The 16,012-nt window shown below is 72.1% G+C and carries 11 protein-coding genes; 9 read left to right on the top strand and 2 right to left on the bottom strand.

Translation table 11 applies throughout. The annotated features are described in order from the left end of the window. The first annotated feature begins 79 nt into the window (after positions 1–79). Both uvrA and AMK27_RS33930 read left to right on the top strand, forming a co-directional pair. Entirely contained in the window at positions 80–3,145 is a 3,066-nt protein-coding gene (gene uvrA / locus AMK27_RS33925) for an excinuclease ABC subunit UvrA (protein WP_073917121.1), read from the top strand. Positions 3,146–3,313: 168 nt separating this feature from the next. Next, on the top strand, positions 3,314–3,751 hold the full coding sequence (locus AMK27_RS33930; protein WP_073917123.1) for a Rieske (2Fe-2S) protein: 438 nt from the start codon (positions 3,314–3,316) through the stop codon (positions 3,749–3,751). A gap of 66 nt (positions 3,752–3,817) precedes the next feature. Here the strand turns inward: AMK27_RS33930 and AMK27_RS33935 are convergent, their stop codons facing one another. Beyond that, positions 3,818–4,747 carry a hypothetical protein gene (locus AMK27_RS33935; protein ID WP_073917126.1) on the bottom strand — a complete coding sequence of 310 codons (930 nt, stop codon included), beginning with the start codon at positions 4,745–4,747 and terminating at the stop codon, positions 3,818–3,820. Between the two features lie 241 nt (positions 4,748–4,988). Here AMK27_RS33935 and AMK27_RS33940 point away from each other — a divergent pair, with 241 nt between their 5' ends. Beyond that, positions 4,989–5,576, top strand: a complete 588-nt coding sequence (locus tag AMK27_RS33940) for a papain-like cysteine protease family protein (protein ID WP_073917129.1) — start codon at positions 4,989–4,991, stop codon at positions 5,574–5,576. Positions 5,577–5,581: 5 nt separating this feature from the next. After that, a complete protein-coding gene (locus AMK27_RS33945) occupies positions 5,582–6,418 on the top strand; it encodes a hypothetical protein (protein ID WP_382507202.1) in 837 nt (278 codons plus the stop codon). Between the two features lie 667 nt (positions 6,419–7,085). On the opposite strand, the gene AMK27_RS33950 is transcribed toward AMK27_RS33945, so the two are convergent. Further along, positions 7,086–7,838, bottom strand: coding sequence for an SDR family NAD(P)-dependent oxidoreductase (locus tag AMK27_RS33950; RefSeq protein WP_073917134.1), 753 nt, complete (start codon positions 7,836–7,838; stop codon positions 7,086–7,088). A gap of 58 nt (positions 7,839–7,896) precedes the next feature. Here AMK27_RS33950 and uvrC point away from each other — a divergent pair, with 58 nt between their 5' ends. The 5 genes from uvrC to AMK27_RS33975 all read left to right on the top strand — a co-directional run bounded on the left by uvrC (position 7,897) and on the right by AMK27_RS33975 (position 16,000). Further along, on the top strand, positions 7,897–9,900 hold the full coding sequence (gene uvrC / locus AMK27_RS33955) for an excinuclease ABC subunit UvrC (RefSeq protein ID WP_073917137.1): 2,004 nt from the start codon (positions 7,897–7,899) through the stop codon (positions 9,898–9,900). Beyond that, positions 9,897–10,874: an RNase adapter RapZ gene (gene rapZ / locus AMK27_RS33960; protein WP_030322480.1), complete on the top strand. Its 978-nt coding sequence runs from the start codon at positions 9,897–9,899 to the stop codon at positions 10,872–10,874. Before uvrC ends, rapZ begins: the two co-directional genes overlap by 4 nt. Further along, positions 10,871–11,905, top strand: a complete 1,035-nt coding sequence (locus tag AMK27_RS33965; RefSeq protein WP_073917140.1) for a gluconeogenesis factor YvcK family protein — start codon at positions 10,871–10,873, stop codon at positions 11,903–11,905. The genes rapZ and AMK27_RS33965 overlap by 4 nt, the downstream gene beginning before the upstream one ends. Beyond that, complete coding sequence (gene whiA / locus AMK27_RS33970) at positions 11,896–12,885, top strand: DNA-binding protein WhiA (RefSeq protein WP_030205188.1); 990 nt, start codon at positions 11,896–11,898, stop codon at positions 12,883–12,885. The genes AMK27_RS33965 and whiA overlap by 10 nt, the downstream gene beginning before the upstream one ends. Positions 12,886–13,048: 163 nt before the next feature. Beyond that, a complete protein-coding gene (locus tag AMK27_RS33975) occupies positions 13,049–16,000 on the top strand; it encodes a M14 family metallopeptidase (protein ID WP_073917143.1) in 2,952 nt (983 codons plus the stop codon). The last annotated feature ends 12 nt before the right edge of the window (positions 16,001–16,012 follow it).

Consider the following 16,012-nt stretch of genomic DNA (forward strand, 5'->3'; position numbering starts at 1 on the left):
TGGGTACTCAGGCACTCCAGACATCTCTGCGACCCGCACTCCCTGTGCCTCCGCTCTCTCAAGAAAGGTGCGGACCGGCGTGACCGACCGTCTCATCGTTCGTGGCGCTCGTGAGCACAACCTCAAGAACGTCTCGCTCGACCTCCCGCGTGACTCCCTGATCGTCTTCACGGGGCTCTCGGGATCGGGCAAGTCCTCCCTCGCGTTCGACACGATCTTCGCCGAGGGGCAGCGCCGCTACGTCGAGTCGCTCTCCTCGTACGCCCGACAGTTCCTCGGCCAGATGGACAAGCCGGACGTCGACTTCATCGAAGGTCTGTCGCCCGCGGTCTCCATCGACCAGAAGTCGACCTCGCGCAACCCGCGCTCGACGGTCGGCACCATCACCGAGGTCTACGACTACCTCCGCCTGCTCTTCGCCCGCATCGGCAAGCCGCACTGTCCCGAGTGCCGCCGGCCGATCTCCCGCCAGTCGCCGCAGGCCATCGTCGACAAGGTCCTCGAACTCCCCGAGGGCAGCCGCTTCCAGGTGCTCTCCCCGCTCGTGCGCGAGCGCAAGGGCGAGTTCGTCGACCTCTTCGCCGACCTCCAGACCAAGGGCTACAGCCGCGCCCGCGTCGACGGCGTGACCGTGCAGCTCAGCGAACCGCCGACGCTGAAGAAGCAGGAGAAGCACACGATCGAGGTGGTCGTCGACCGCCTCACCGTGAAGGACAGCGCCAAGCGCCGCCTCACCGACTCCGTCGAGACCGCGCTCGGACTCTCCGGCGGCATGGTCGTGCTCGACTTCGTCGACCTCGCCGAGGACGACCCCGAGCGCGAGCGGATGTACTCGGAGCACCTCTACTGCCCGTACGACGACCTCTCCTTCGAGGAGCTGGAGCCGCGCTCCTTCTCCTTCAACTCGCCGTTCGGCGCCTGCCCCGACTGCACCGGCATCGGCACCCGCATGGAGGTCGACCCGGAGCTGATCGTCCCCGACGAGGACAAGTCCCTCGACGAGGGCGCGATCCACCCCTGGTCGCACGGCCACACCAAGGAGTACTTCGGCCGGCTCATCGGCGGTCTGTCGCAGGCCCTCGGCTTCCGCACGGACCTGCCGTACGCGGCACTGCCGCAGCGCGCCAAGAAGGCCCTGATGCACGGCCACAAGACCCAGGTCGAGGTGCGCTACCGCAACCGGTACGGCCGCGAGCGGGCGTACACGACGCCGGCCTTCGAAGGCGCCGTCTCCTTCGTCAAGCGGCGGCACACCGAGGCCGAGAGCGACTCCAGCCGCGAGCGCTTCGAGGGCTACATGCGCGAGGTGCCGTGCCCCACCTGCGAGGGCACCCGCCTCAAGCCGATCGTCCTCGCGGTCACGGTCATGGAGAAGTCCATCGCCGAGGTCTCCGCGATGTCGATCAGCGACTGCGCCGAGTTCCTCTCCCGCCTCAGGCTGAACGCCCGGGACAAGAAGATCGCCGAGCGGGTCCTCAAGGAGGTCAACGAGCGGCTCCGCTTCCTCGTCGACGTCGGCCTCGACTACCTCTCGCTCAACCGCGCCGCGGGCACCCTCTCCGGCGGCGAGGCCCAGCGCATCCGGCTCGCCACCCAGATCGGCTCCGGCCTGGTCGGCGTGCTGTACGTGCTCGACGAGCCGTCCATCGGCCTCCACCAGCGCGACAACCACCGGCTCATCGAGACCCTCGTACGGCTCCGGGACATGGGCAACACGCTCATCGTCGTCGAGCACGACGAGGACACCATCAAGGTCGCCGACTGGATCGTCGACATCGGCCCCGGCGCCGGCGAGCACGGCGGCAAGGTCGTCCACTCCGGCACCTTGAAGGAGCTCCTCGGCAACGAGGAGTCGATGACCGGGCAGTACCTGTCCGGCCGCCGGGAGATCCCCACCCCGGACATCCGCCGCCCGGTCGACCCCGGCCGCCGGCTCACCGTCCACGGGGCCCGCGAGAACAACCTGCAGGACATCGACGTGTCCTTCCCGCTGGGCGTTCTCACCGCCGTCACCGGCGTCTCCGGCTCCGGCAAGTCGACCCTGGTCAACGACATCCTCTACACCCACCTCGCCCGCGAGCTGAACGGTGCCAAGTCGGTGCCCGGCCGGCACACGCGCGTGGACGGCGACGACCTCGTCGACAAGGTCGTGCACGTCGACCAGTCCCCGATCGGCCGCACCCCGCGGTCGAACCCGGCGACGTACACCGGCGTCTTCGACCACGTCCGCAAGCTCTTCGCCGAGACGATGGAGGCCAAGGTCCGGGGCTACCTGCCCGGCCGGTTCTCCTTCAACGTCAAGGGCGGCCGCTGCGAGAACTGCTCCGGCGACGGCACGATCAAGATCGAGATGAACTTCCTCCCGGACGTCTACGTCCCGTGCGAGGTCTGCCACGGCGACCGGTACAACCGGGAGACCCTGGAGGTCCACTACAAGGGCAAGTCCATCGCCGAAGTCCTGAACATGCCGATCGAGGAGGCCCTGGACTTCTTCGAGGCCGTCCCGACCATCGCGCGCCACCTGCGCACGCTCAACGAGGTCGGCCTCGGATACGTCCGGCTCGGCCAGTCCGCGCCGACGCTCTCGGGCGGCGAGGCACAGCGCGTGAAGCTCGCCTCCGAGCTCCAGAAGCGCTCCACGGGCCGCACGGTCTACGTCCTGGACGAGCCGACCACCGGTCTGCACTTCGAGGACATCTCGAAGCTGATCAAGGTCCTCTCCGGACTGGTCGACAAGGGCAACTCGGTGATCGTCATCGAGCACAACCTCGATGTCATCAAGACCGCCGACTGGCTCATCGACATGGGCCCCGAGGGCGGCAGCGGCGGCGGCCTGGTCGTCGCCGAGGGCACGCCCGAGGAGGTCGCCTCGGTCCCGGCCAGCCACACCGGCAAGTTCCTCCGCGAGATCCTCGGCGCGGACCGGGTCAGCGACGCCGGGGTCACCGTCCCGGCTGCCCGCGGGACCAGGAAGACGGCGGCGAAGAAGGCCCCGGCCAAGGCACCCGCCAAGAAGGCCGCGGCGACGAAGACGGCTGCCACGAAGTCGGCCGCCACGAAGTCGGCCACGAAGGCGACCGCCACCAAGGCGACCGCCACCAAGGCCGCCGCGAAGAAGGCGACGACGCGGGCCCGCAAGGCCTGACGTTCCCGGCAGGGCCCCCTCCTCGGGGGGCCCTGCCCGCGCGTCCGGGGTCCGTCCCGGACCCCGGACGGGGTCCGGGACGGACCCCGGGCCCGGCCGTCGGCGCCGGGCACCGCGCCGGTATCGTCGGTTCGGTCACGCCTTGCCCCGATCCACCGTGGAGCGCCCATGTCCGGCCAGTCCAGCCGCCGCACCGTACTGAAGGGCGCCGCTCTCGCCGGTGCCGCCGGGCTGGGAGTCGCCGCCTGCTCCACCGAATCCAAGCTCGGCCACGCCGGGGTCCCGACCCCGACCGCACCGGTCGACCTCGGCGCCCCGGACGACATCCCCGTCGGCGGCGCCAAGCTCTACCGCGAGCAGAAGGTCGTGGTGAGCTGCCCGGCCAAGGGCGAGTACAAGGCGTTCAGCGCCCAGTGCACCCACGCCGGCTGCGTCCTCGACAAGATCGAGAACAACGAGGGCAACTGCCCCTGCCACGGCAGCCGCTTCGACGTGACGACCGGCAAGGCGCTCAAGGGCCCGGCGACCGTCCCGCTCCCCGCCGTCCCGGTCCGCGTCGAGAACGGCAAGCTGATCGCGGGCCCGGAGTCCGCACCGAAGGCCTGAACGGCTCACCGCGGCCCGACCACATCGGGCCAGTCCCCCTGGGGGTCCCGCAGGGCTCCCGCCCCGTCAGCTCCAGTCCCAATCGATCCCCAGGATCCCCGGGCGCACCCCCTGCTCCACGACGTGCACCGTGCGGTGCCGGCCGCTCACGGTCAGCTCCGCACGGCCGCCGCGCGGCGCACCCGCCGACGCCTGCGCGAACCGCCGGCACCGCACCGGCAGCGCCGCCTCGTCGAAGCGCACCTGCAGCACGTACTGCCCGCCCGCGAAGCTGAACCCGCGTACGTACTCCCCGCTCGGTCCCCCCGTACCGTCCTCGAAGCCGTACGAGAACAGGTACGTGTCCCCGGCGCGCAGCCGGGTGTCGAAGAGCAGCTCGGCCACCAGCACCCCCGTCCCCGCGTCCCACCGCACCCGCCCCGTCCGGCAGTTCTCCGCCGCCCGCACCTCGACCCGCGACGGGTCGCAGCCCGGATCCCCGTGGTGGATGGCCAGATAGCGGTCCACGCCGTCCCGGTGCGCCCGCACGACCTGCTGCGACTCGCGCCCGACCAGCTCCCGGCCGGCCCCGACCCGGACCCGCTCGTGGTGCCCCACGGTGTGCAGCCCGCCGTCCGTCGGTGACTCCAGCGTGGCCAGGAGCTCCTCGACGGAGCCGGACGCCTCCACGAGCGAGCGGTACGAACGGGCCGCCGGGCGCTCCACCTCGGACCGCGCGGACGCGTCCTCCGTGAGCAGCCGCAGCAGCGAGTTCCCCGGCAGCTGCAGCACCTCCTCCAGCGCGCGGACCGCCTTGAGCGACTCCGGCCGCTGGGGACGGCGGGCACCCTGCTGCCAGTAGCTCAGACTCGTCACCCCGACCTTGACGCCCCGATGCGCGAGATGGTGCTGGACCCGCTGGAGCGGCAGCCCCCGCACGGCCAGCGCGGTGCGCAGCGCCAGATGGAAGGGGCCGGTGTGCAGGAGCTGCACCAGATCGGCCTCGGTGTGGCTCACGAGGACTCCTCAGTGAACGTTCACGGTGGGGGAGCGGAGTGTGGTGCCGCGTGGGGTGGGCGGGCAGGTGGACCGGGGGCGTCCGTTCACACCCGGGTCACACCGTTCACAGTCCGATGTCACCCCGCATTGAAGCGTGTTGACCGGATCCGGACAACGGCCGATGCTCCTGACCAGCGTCCGGACGCGATCCTCCACCCCCCACCCCCACACCCCACCCCCCGCTCCAGGGAGGAACGCGATGCGCAGAAGAAAGCTGAACCTCGCGGCACTCGCCGCAGCCGCCCTCTTTCTCGTCCCCACCACCTCGGCGTCCGCCGCACCCGCCGGCGAGGACGTCGCCGCCCTCGGCTCCAAGCGGCTGAACATCACCATGCAGGCCCAGCAGAAGACCAACTGGTGCTGGGCGGCCGGCGGCAACACCATCGCCACCTGGTTCGGCCGGAACTACAGCCAGAACCAGTTCTGCAACGCCGCCTTCAACCGCCAGCAGGGCTACGACTGCCCCAACAACCAGGCCACCCTCGGCAACGTCCAGACCGGCCTCAGCTGGGCCGGCATCAACCCCGGCTCCTACGTGACCGGCTGGCTGCGCTACTCCACCGTCCAGACCGAGATCAACGCCGACCGGCCCGTCGAGACCCGCATCCAGTGGTCCAGCGGCGGCGGCCACATGCACGTGATCTACGGCTACGACGACGCCAACAGCTGGGTCTACTGGGGCGATCCCTGGCCCTCCAGCGACCGCTACAACTGGGCCTCGCACGCCTGGTACGTCGACAACAGCTCCTTCTCCTGGACCCACTCGCTCTACCGGATAGGGGCGTGACGACGATGAACGCACGTGCCACGGGAGCGGGGCTCCTCACCGCCGCCGCGCTCGTCCTGCTCGGGGCGCTCCCGGCGGACGCCGCCGAGGCCCTGCCGCCCGCGCCCACCCCCGAACAGGCCGCCTCCGCGCCGGGGACCCTGGACACCCTGTCCCGGTTCTTCGCCCGGGACGGCGCCGTCGCCCGCTCCGCGGCCGCGCCGCGCGTCGAGGGCCGATCGGTGCCGGTGCGGATCCTCTCCCCGGACTTCGTCGCCGGGAAGCCGGGGGCGCCCGTCGCCCGGGTCGAGTTCCGGGCCAGCAGGGCCGTGTCCTCGGACGGCCAGAAGGCCTCGCTGTGGACCGTCGAGCGGGCGGGCGGCTGGCAGGTCGTCAACATCGCCACCGGCGACGACGAGATCCGTTACGCGGAGCTGGGCGGCGGCGGGCTCGTGTTCCGCGAGCCGCAGATCGACGCGTGGTACGTCCAGAAGGGGGCGAAGGTGCTGCCGCTGGACGAGGACGCGGTACGGGCCGTCGGCCGGAACGGGACGAGCCTGGCCGGCTACCGGGAGCGGGTGGCCCGAGCGTACGGGGACAAGCTCCCCGGCTCGGCCTACGCGAAGAAGGGCACGGCCGGGGGGTACGGCGGGCCCGGGGCGGACGCCTCGGCGGCGGGGCCCATGACTGCGCCTGCGGCTGAGCCGAGGGCCGGGGCGGTGGCGGCTGCTGCGGCTGAGCCGGGGGCCGGGGCGACGGTGACCGTGGCGTCGGCGACGGCGGGGGTGGGTGCCGGGTTGGCCCTGCTGCTGGTGTCGGTGGCGGCGGTCCGGCGGCGCCGGGCCACCACCCGGGAGCTCTGACCCGCTCCGCCCCCGGGGCGGGCACTCGTCCCCAGGACGGTGCCCGCCCCGTCGGCCTCCCGTTCCACTGGGGGCAGTCGCCCCTGCTGGAGTGCCTGCGCCTGATCGCGCCTGCGGTCGCCCCCCTTGTTGTGGCCTCCCGTTCCGCCGGGGCGATGCCCCGTGCCTGCGGCCACCCCTTCGTCGTGGTCAGCCGTTGCGCCGGGGCGGTGCACGCCCGCCCACCCCGTTGTGGGCATCTGTTCCGCTGGGGCGGAACGGGTGGGCACAACGGAACGGTGCCCGTTGCCGGGCCTAGGCTTCCGTGCCTTGACCCGCACCCGGAGTGCACCGCTGCTTGGGGTGCGGGTTCAGGCGCAAGGGGCGGGGGCGCCGCCGAGGGCGCCGTCCCGTGTGCCCACCCGTCCCGCCCTGCGGGACGATTGCCCACACGGGGCGGTGGTAGCGAGGGCGCGGCCACACGGCGGAGGGCTGCGGGGGCTGCCCGCGAGGCGGGTGACACTGTCGGGTGCGGCGCGGGTGCGCGGCCCAATCGGGCCCGCCCCGGCGGGTCGCGCAGTCAGGCGTGGCGCGGTGCGACCCCCTTCCAGGCGACCCGCGGCCACGGGGCGAGGCGACCAGGCCGCCAGGCAGACACAGGCCCACCGGCCACGTTCTTCCGGCCGGGTCAGCGGGCCAAGTAGCCGCCGTCCACCGGGAGGATCGCGCCCGTGATGAACGACGCCTCCTCCGACGCCAGGAAGACGATCGCCGACGCCACCTCCTCCGGCGTCCCGAAGCGGCCCATCGGGTGGCCGCGTGCCACCTCCGCCAGGTACTCCGGACCGCCCGGTTCCAGGCGGGCCGCCGCCACCCGCTCCGTCTCGATCGTGCCGGGGGCCACCGCGTTCACCCGGATCCCGTGTTCCGCCCACTCCACCGCCAGGTGCTTGGTCAGGCCGGTGGCGACGAACTTCGCCGGGCCGTAGACCGCCTGCCGGGCCTGTCCCGCCACGCCCGAGATCGACGACGTGCAGACGACGGCCCCGCCGCCCGTGACGAGCATCGCCTCGATCGCGTACTTGCAGGTCAGGAACATGCCCCGGCCGTCCACCGCCATCACCCGGTCGAAGTCGGAGCCCTCCGCCTCCGTGACGGAGAGCAGCGGGATCACTCCGGCGTTCGCCACCAGGACGTCCAGCCGTCCGAAGCGGTCCACCGCGGTGTCGATCATGCGCCGGGCGTCCTCCTCCCGGGACACGTCCCCGGTCACCGGGACCACCCCCGCCAGCGTCGCCAGCCGGTCCCCGTCGAGGTCGGCGGCGATCACCCGCGCGCCCTCCCGGAGGAACCGCTCCGCCGTCGCCCGTCCGATTCCGCTCGCCGCGCCCGTGATCACGCACACCCGGTCCGCCAGCCGTCCCGCCACCTGATTCGCCATGCATCGCCAACGAGTGCGCGAGGCCGGAGTGTCGGTGCCCGCCAGTAGGGTGGGGAGCATGGCAGACCCCTCCAGCTACCGCCCCAAGCCGGGTCAGATCCCCGACTCCCCGGGGGTCTACAAGTTCCGCGACGAGCACCGCCGGGTGATCTACGTGGGGAAGGCGAAGTCCCTCCGGCAGCGGCTGGCCAACTACTTCCAGCCGCTCACGAGCCTGCACCCGCGGACGGCCACGATGGTGACCACCGCGGCGTCCGTGGAGTGGACCGTCGTGTCGACCGAGGTCGAGGCGCTGCAGCTGGAGTACTCCTGGATCAAGGAGTACGACCCCCGGTTCAACGTGAAGTACCGGGACGACAAGAGCTACCCGTACCTCGCCGTGACGATGAACGAGGAGTTCCCGCGCGTCCAGGTCCTGCGCGGCCACAAGAAGAAGGGCGTGCGCTACTTCGGGCCGTACGCGCACGCGTGGGCGATCCGCGAGACCGTGGACCTGATGCTGCGGGTCTTCCCGGTCCGCACGTGCTCCGCGGGCGTCTTCCGCAACGCCGCCTCCGCCGGGCGGCCCTGCCTCCTCGGGTACATCGGCAAGTGCTCGGCGCCCTGCGTCGGCCGGGTCACCCCGGAGGAGCACCGTGAACTGGCCGAGGAGTTCAGCGACTTCATGGCCGGCCGTACGGGTACGTACATCCGCCGGCTCGAGAAGCAGATGATGATCGCGGCCGAGGACATGGAGTACGAGAAGGCCGCGCGGCTCCGCGACGACATAGAGGCGCTGCGCCGGGCCATGGAGAAGAGCGCGGTCGTGCTCGCCGACGCCACCGACGCCGACCTGATCGCCCTCGCGGAGGACGAGCTGGAGGCCGCCGTGCAGATCTTCCACGTGCGCGGCGGACGCGTCCGCGGCCAGCGCGGCTGGGTCACCGACAAGGTCGAGGCCGTCGACACGGCCGGGCTCGTCGAGCACGCGATCCAGCAGCTGTACGGAGAGGAGAGCGGGGACACGGTGCCCAAGGAGGTCCTGGTCCCGGCGCTGCCCGAGGACACCGCGGCCGTCACCGCCTGGCTCTCCGGGCGCCGCGGGTCCAACGTCTCGCTGCGGATCCCGCAGCGCGGCGACAAGAAGGACCTGATGGAGACCGTCGCGCGGAATGCCCAGCAGGCGCTCGTCCTGCACAAGACGAAGCGGGCCAGCGACCTGACGACCCGCTCCCGGGCCCTGGAGGAGATCGCCGAGGCGCTGGACCTGGACTCGGCGCCGCTGCGGATCGAGTGCTTCGACATCTCGCACCTCCAGGGTGACGACGTGGTGGCCTCGATGGTGGTGTTCGAGGACGGGCTGCCCCGCAAGAGCGAGTACCGCCGCTTCCAGATCAAGGGCCGGGTCGGGGACACGCAGGTCTGGCACGGCGAGGGGCAGGACGACGTCCGGTCCATGCACGAGGTGATCAGCCGCCGCTTCCGCCGCTATCTCCTGGAGAAGGAGAAGACGGGGGAGTGGGATCCCGAGGGCGTCGTCGAGGATCCGGACGAGGCGGGGCGGCCCAAGCGGTTCGCCTACCCGCCGCAGCTCGTCGTGGTCGACGGCGGGCAGCCGCAGGTCGCGGCGGCCCGCCGGGCCCTCGACGAGCTGGGGATCTCCGACATCGCGGTGTGCGGGCTCGCCAAGCGCCTGGAGGAGGTGTGGCTGCCCGGCGACGACGACCCGGTGGTGCTGCCCCGCTCCAGCGAGGGCCTCTACCTCCTCCAGCGGGTACGTGACACGGCTCACGACTTCGCCATCCGCTACCAGCGCTCCAAGCGCGCGAAACGCATCCGGACCAGCCCTCTCGACGCGGTGCCCGGCCTCGGCGACACCCGGAAACAGGCGTTGATCAAGCATTTCGGCTCGGTGAAGCGGCTCCGGCAGGCGACAATCGAGCAGATCTGCGAGGTACCCGGCATGGGCCGGAAGACCGCGGAGGCGGTCGTCGTGGCCCTCGCACAGGCGGCCCCGGCCGCACCTGCCGTGAACACGGCGACAGGAGAGATCATGGAAGACGACGGGGGCGGCACGGCATGACCGCGCACGAGCAGGACCGGAACGAACCGCAAGACCAGCACGACCGAGAAGACGGAGCAGGACACGTGAGTACGGGCACGAAGGAGACCCCCGGCGACAACGGCGCCGAGGCGGCCATTCCCGAGCTGGTGATCATCTCCGGCATGTCCGGAGCCGGCCGGTCCACCGCGGCGAAGTGTCTGGAGGACCTCGGCTGGTTCGTCGTGGACAACCTGCCGCCCGCGCTGATCCCCACCATGGTGGAGCTCGGCGCCCGATCCCAGGGCAATGTCGCCCGGATCGCCGTCGTCGTGGACGTCCGCGGCCGGCAGTTCTTCGACAACCTCAGGGAGTCCCTCGCCGACCTGGACGCCAAGCAGGTCACCCGCCGGATCGTCTTCCTGGAGTCGTCCGACGACGCCCTCGTCCGGCGCTTCGAGTCGGTCCGCAGGCCGCACCCGCTCCAGGGCGACGGCCGGATCACCGACGGCATCGCCGCCGAGCGCGACCTGCTGCGCGAGCTGCGCGGCGACGCCGACCTGGTGATCGACACCTCCAGCCTGAACGTCCACGAGCTGCGCGCCAAGATGGACGCCCAGTTCGCCGGCGACGAGGAGCCCGAGCTGCGGGCCACCGTCATGTCCTTCGGGTTCAAGTACGGCCTGCCGGTCGACGCCGACCTCGTCGTCGACATGCGCTTCCTGCCGAACCCGCACTGGGTCCCCGAGCTGCGTCCCTTCACCGGCCTCAACGAGGAGGTGTCGAACTACGTCTACAACCAGCCCGGCGCCAAGGAGTTCCTCGACCGCTACACCGAGCTGCTCCAGCTGATCGCCGCGGGCTACCGCCGCGAGGGCAAGCGGTACGTGACCATCGCCGTGGGCTGCACGGGCGGCAAGCACCGCTCCGTGGCCACGGCCGAGCGGCTCGCCGCCCGTATCGCCGCCGAAGGGGTCGAGACCGTCGTCGTGCACCGGGACATGGGGCGCGAGTGAAGCCGTACCGTCGACGTGCCTCCACCCTCTCGGTGCGGCGTACGCTCCGCAGGCGCGGCGCCCAGCCGAAGGTGGTCGCGCTGGGCGGCGGGATGGGGCTCTCCGCGTCCCTGGCCGCCCTCCGCCGGATCACCGGCGACCTCACCGCCGTCGTCACCGTCGCCGACGACGGCGGTTCCAGCGGCCGGCTCCGCGAGGAGCTGGGCGTGCTGCCCCCGGGCGACCTCCGCAAGGCGCTCGCCGCGCTCTGCGGCGACGACGACTGGGGCCAGACCTGGGCCCGGGTCATCCAGCACCGCTTCCAGTCCAAGGGCGAGATCAACGGCCACGCCGTCGGCAACCTGCTGATCGTCGCCCTCTGGGAGCAGCTCGGCGACCCCGTGCAGGCGCTCGACCTGGTGGGCCGGCTGCTCGGCGCCCAGGGCCGGGTGCTGCCGATGTCCGCCGTACCCCTGGAGCTCCAGGCCCTGGTCAAGGGCCATGATCCGGAGCGCCCGGACGACGTGGACACCGTGCGCGGCCAGGCGACGGTGGCGCTCACGCCGGGTGAGGTGCAGTCCGTGCACCTGGTGCCGAGCGACCCGCCGGCGGTGCCGGAGGCGGTCGAGGCGGTCCTGGACGCGGACTGGGTGGTGCTCGGTCCCGGCTCCTGGTTCTCCTCGGTGATCCCGCACCTGCTCGTGCCCGAGCTGCTCGACGCGCTGGCCGAGACGAAGGCCCGGAAGGTCCTCTCGCTGAACCTCGCGCCGCAGCCCGGAGAAACCGAGGGCTTCTCCCCGCAGCGTCATTTGGAGGTTTTGGGACGACACGCCCCTAAACTCGCCCTGGACGTGGTGCTGGCCGACGAGGCCGCCGTGCCCGACGTGTCAGCTAGGGAGCCCCTCGCCGATGCCGCCAAGCGGCTCGGTGCCGCGGTCGAGCTGGCGCCGGTGGCCGGGTCCGACGGCTCCGCGAAGCATGACCCGGAGCTGTTGGCCGCCGCGTACGACCGTATTTTTCGGATGCATGGAAGGATCGGCCCATGGCGATGACGGCAGCGGTGAAGGACGAGATCTCCCGGCTTCCCGTCACCCGGACCTGCTGCAGGAAGGCAGAGGTCTCGTCGATCCTGCGGTTCGCGGGCGGGCTGCACCTGGTGAGCGGCCGCATCGTGATCGAGGCGGAGCTGGACACCGCGATGGCGGCGCGCCGGCTCAAGCGGGACATCCTGGAGATCTTCGGGCACAGCTCGGAGCTGATCGTGATGGCCCCGGGCGGGCTGCGGCGCGGCTCGCGCTTCGTGGTGCGGGTGGTGGCCGGCGGCGACCAGCTGGCCCGGCAGACGGGGCTCGTGGACGGCCGGGGCCGTCCCATCCGGGGCCTCCCGCCGCAGGTGGTCTCCGGGGCGACCTGCGACGCGGAGGCGGCCTGGCGGGGCGCGTTCCTCGCGCACGGTTCGCTGACGGAGCCCGGCCGGTCCTCCTCCCTGGAGGTGACCTGCCCGGGTCCGGAGGCGGCGCTGGCCCTGGTCGGCGCGGCGCGCCGGCTCTCCATCGCGGCGAAGGCCCGTGAGGTACGGGGAGTGGACCGGGTCGTCGTCCGCGACGGCGACGCGATCGGCGCGCTGCTGACCCGGCTCGGCGCGCACGAGTCGGTGCTCGCCTGGGAGGAGCGGCGGATGCGGCGCGAGGTGCGCGCCACCGCCAACCGCCTGGCCAACTTCGACGACGCCAACCTGCGCCGCTCGGCCCGTGCCGCGGTCGCCGCGGGGGCCCGGGTGCAGCGCGCCCTGGAGATCCTCGGCGAGGAGGTGCCCGAGCACCTCGCGGCGGCCGGCCGGCTCCGGATGGAGCACAAGCAGGCCTCCCTGGAGGAGCTGGGCGCGCTCGCCGACCCGCCGCTGACGAAGGACGCGGTGGCCGGCCGGATCAGGCGGCTGCTGGCGATGGCCGACAAGAGGGCGCAGGACCTGGGCATTCCCGGGACCGAGTCCAACCTGACCGAGGAGCTGGACGACAGCCTGGTCGGCTGACCGGATCCCCCCTCGTACGGAATTGCGAACTCCGGGCTGCCGGTGCCTTTCTGAGGCACCGGCAGCTTTCTCGTACGCCCGCGAGGCACCCTTGACAGGCCCATGGGCGCCCATGAGCCTGGCGTCTGTTCACCTTCGTGACCGACAACAGCAAGGGGGGCTCATGAGACGTAGAGCGAGATCGATCCTCGCCGCGGCTTCACTGCTGATCGCGGGTATGGCGGCGGCACCCGTCGCCGGAGCGCAGCCGAACGACCGGGACGGCGGTGACGGCCTCTCCGTGTGGCGCGCCGAGGTGACCAAGGAGCAGGTTCCGCTGCTCCTGGAAGCCGGTGCCGACGCCCATGAACTGACCGAGCGGGTGCCCGCGAAGGGCTCCGCGACGGTCGAGCTCTTCCTCACCGGCCGGCAGGCCGGGCAGCTGCGCGGCCAGGGCGTCGAGCTCGCCGAGCACAGCCTGACGGCCTCCGCCGAGAAGCGGGTGGCCGCCGCGGGGGACGGCGTCTTCCGCCCGTACGGGGGCCCGAACGGCCTCAAGCAGGAGATCCTGGACACGGCCCGGGCGAACCCCGGGATCACCAAGGTCGTCTCCATCGGCAGGACCGTCAAGGGCCAGGACATCCTCGCCCTCAAGGTGAGCAAGGGCGCTCCGCGGGTCAAGGACGGCTCCAAGCCCGCCATGCTCTACATGTCCAACCAGCACGCCCGCGAGTGGATCACCCCGGAGATGACCCGGCGGCTGATGCACCACTACCTGGACGGGTACGGCAAGGACGAGCGGATCACCCGGATCGTCGACTCCACCGAGCTGTGGTTCGTGCTCTCCGCCAACCCGGACGGCTACGACTACACGCACGCCGACCCCGCCAACCGGCAGTGGCGCAAGAACCTCCGCGACAACGACGGCGACGGGCGGACCACCCCCGGCGACGGCGTCGACCTGAACCGCAACTTCGCCTACAAGTGGGGCTACGACAACGAGGGTTCCTCGCCCGACCCGGCCGACGAGACCTTCCGCGGCAAGGGCCCCATGTCGGAGCCCGAGACCAGGGCCCTCGACGCCTTCCAGAAGCGCATCGGCTTCACGTACGGCATCAACTACCACTCCGCCGCCCAGCTCCTGCTGTACGGCGTCGGCTGGCAGGTCGCCACCGACACCCCCGACGACGTGGCCCTCAAGGCCCTCGCCGGCACCCCGCAGAACTCGGCCGTCCCCGGCTACCGGCCGCAGGTGTCCTCGGAGCTGTACATCACCAACGGCGAGGCGGACGGACACGCCGCCAACGTCAACGGCATGCAGATGTTCACCCCCGAGATGTCGACCTGCGCCACCGCCTCCCGGGTCGACCCGAACGACGCCTGGAACGCGGCCGACTGCGCGTCCGTCTTCACCTTCCCCGACGACGAGAAGCTGATCCAGGCCGAGTTCGCCAAGAACATCCCCTTCGCGCTCGCCGTCGCCGAGACCGCCGCCCGCCCGGACCGGCCCGTCTCCCCGGTCGGCATCGAGGCCCCCGACTTCACGCCGAAGGCCTTCACCACCTCCTACGCCCGCGGCGGGGAGCAGGAGGTCGCGGTCACCGCGCGGAAGTCGCTGCGCGGCAAGACCCTGAAGTACCGGATCAACGGCGGCCGCACCCACAGCGAGGGGCTCGACGCCTGGAAGGGCGGCGAGACCTACGGAGGCGAGGACAACCTCTACTTCGACGAGTACCGCGCCGAGGTCGAGGACGCCCGGCCCGGCGACACCGTCGAGGTCTGGTTCACCGCCCGCACCCGGGAGGGCCGGGCCACCGCCTCCGCCCCCTTCAGCTACACGGTGGCCGAGCGGCCCCGCGGCGACGTCCTCGTCCTCGCCGACGAGGGCGGCACCACGGCCGCCCGGCACACCGCGGCGTACGTGAAGGCGCTGGCCGACAACGGCCGGAAGGCCGCCGTCTGGGACGTCGCCACCCAGGGCACCCCGGACGCGCTCGGCGTGCTCTCCCACTTCCGCACCGTCGTCTGGTACACCGGCGCCGAGCGGCCCTCGGGCGCCACCCAGCTCGCCGTCCGCGCCTACCTCAACGAGGGTGGCAAGCTGATCAACACCGGCGAGAAGTCCGGCGGACTCACCCAGGTCGGCCTGGCCGAGACCAACGACTTCGCCCAGTACTACCTCGGCGCCTACCACCGGGCCGGACTCAAGAACCCGCCCGCCTTCGCGGGCAGCGGGGCCTTCAAGGGCATCGGCGCGGGCCTCGGCGCCTCCGCCGACAACCCGCTGGACAACGCGGGCGCGTACACCGTCACCTCGGACACGCTGAAGCCGAAGGAGTTCCCGCAGTTCTCGAGCAGCGCCTCCGCCGGCTCCTACCCGGGCATCCGGATGCCCTTCGAGCCCGCCGAGGGCGCGACCTTCGCGGCGGTCAAGCACGCCGACGACACCTGGGCCCGGCTCAGCAGGACCGTCGACCTCACCGGCGTCCCCGCCGCGGTGGCACCGCGCCTGGACTTCCAGGTCAGCTACGACACCGAGCCCGGCTACGACAACCTCGTCGTCGAGGCCCACACCGTCGGCCAGGACGACTGGACGACCCTGCCCGACCGCAACGGCGGGACCTCCACCGAGGCCCCCGCCGACTGCGGCGAGGGCTACTACGTCCGGGGCCACCCCTTCCTCGCCCACTACCTCACCGTCGGCGAGGACGGCTGCGCCACCACCGGCACCACCGGCTCCTGGAACGCCTTCACCGGCCCCTCCAACGGCTGGCGGCAGGCCTCCGTCGACCTGAGCGCCTGGGCCGGCAAGAAGGTCGAGCTCTCGATCTCCTACATCTCCGACCCCGGTACGGGAGAGATGGGGGCGTTCGTCGACGACACCCGCCTCGTCACCGGGCCCACCACCGAGGCGGAGGGCTTCGAGACCGCCCTCGGCGCGTGGACCGTACCGGGCGCTCCCGCCGGCAGCCCCGGCAACGGCTCCGACTGGGCGCGCTCCGCGGCGCTCTTCCAGTCGCAGGCCGCGGTCACCACGCGTGACACCGTCCTCCTCGGCTACGGCCTGGAGCAGGTCCCCGGAGCGGGCGAGCGGGCACGCCTCGTGGGCCGTGCCCTCGGGGTGCTCCACCGCTGACGGAGAGTAGTG

The organism is Streptomyces sp. CB02009 (assembly GCF_001905825.1).
GTDB lineage: Bacteria > Actinomycetota > Actinomycetes > Streptomycetales > Streptomycetaceae > Streptomyces.

What these genes read in the sequence shown, in the direction of transcription:
- AMK27_RS33930 (WP_073917123.1), top strand. Translation starts at nt 3,314, where the DNA reads ATGTCCGGCCAGTCCAGCCGCCGCACCGTACTGAAGGGCGCCGCTCTC.
- AMK27_RS33940 (WP_073917129.1), top strand. Translation starts at nt 4,989, where the DNA reads ATGCGCAGAAGAAAGCTGAACCTCGCGGCACTCGCCGCAGCCGCCCTC.
- AMK27_RS33945 (WP_382507202.1), top strand. Translation starts at nt 5,582, where the DNA reads ATGAACGCACGTGCCACGGGAGCGGGGCTCCTCACCGCCGCCGCGCTC.
- AMK27_RS33950 (WP_073917134.1), bottom strand. Translation starts at nt 7,838, where the DNA reads ATGGCGAATCAGGTGGCGGGACGGCTGGCGGACCGGGTGTGCGTGATC.
- uvrC (WP_073917137.1), top strand. Translation starts at nt 7,897, where the DNA reads ATGGCAGACCCCTCCAGCTACCGCCCCAAGCCGGGTCAGATCCCCGAC.
- rapZ (WP_030322480.1), top strand. Translation starts at nt 9,897, where the DNA reads ATGACCGCGCACGAGCAGGACCGGAACGAACCGCAAGACCAGCACGAC.
- whiA (WP_030205188.1), top strand. Translation starts at nt 11,896, where the DNA reads ATGGCGATGACGGCAGCGGTGAAGGACGAGATCTCCCGGCTTCCCGTC.
- AMK27_RS33975 (WP_073917143.1), top strand. Translation starts at nt 13,049, where the DNA reads ATGAGACGTAGAGCGAGATCGATCCTCGCCGCGGCTTCACTGCTGATC.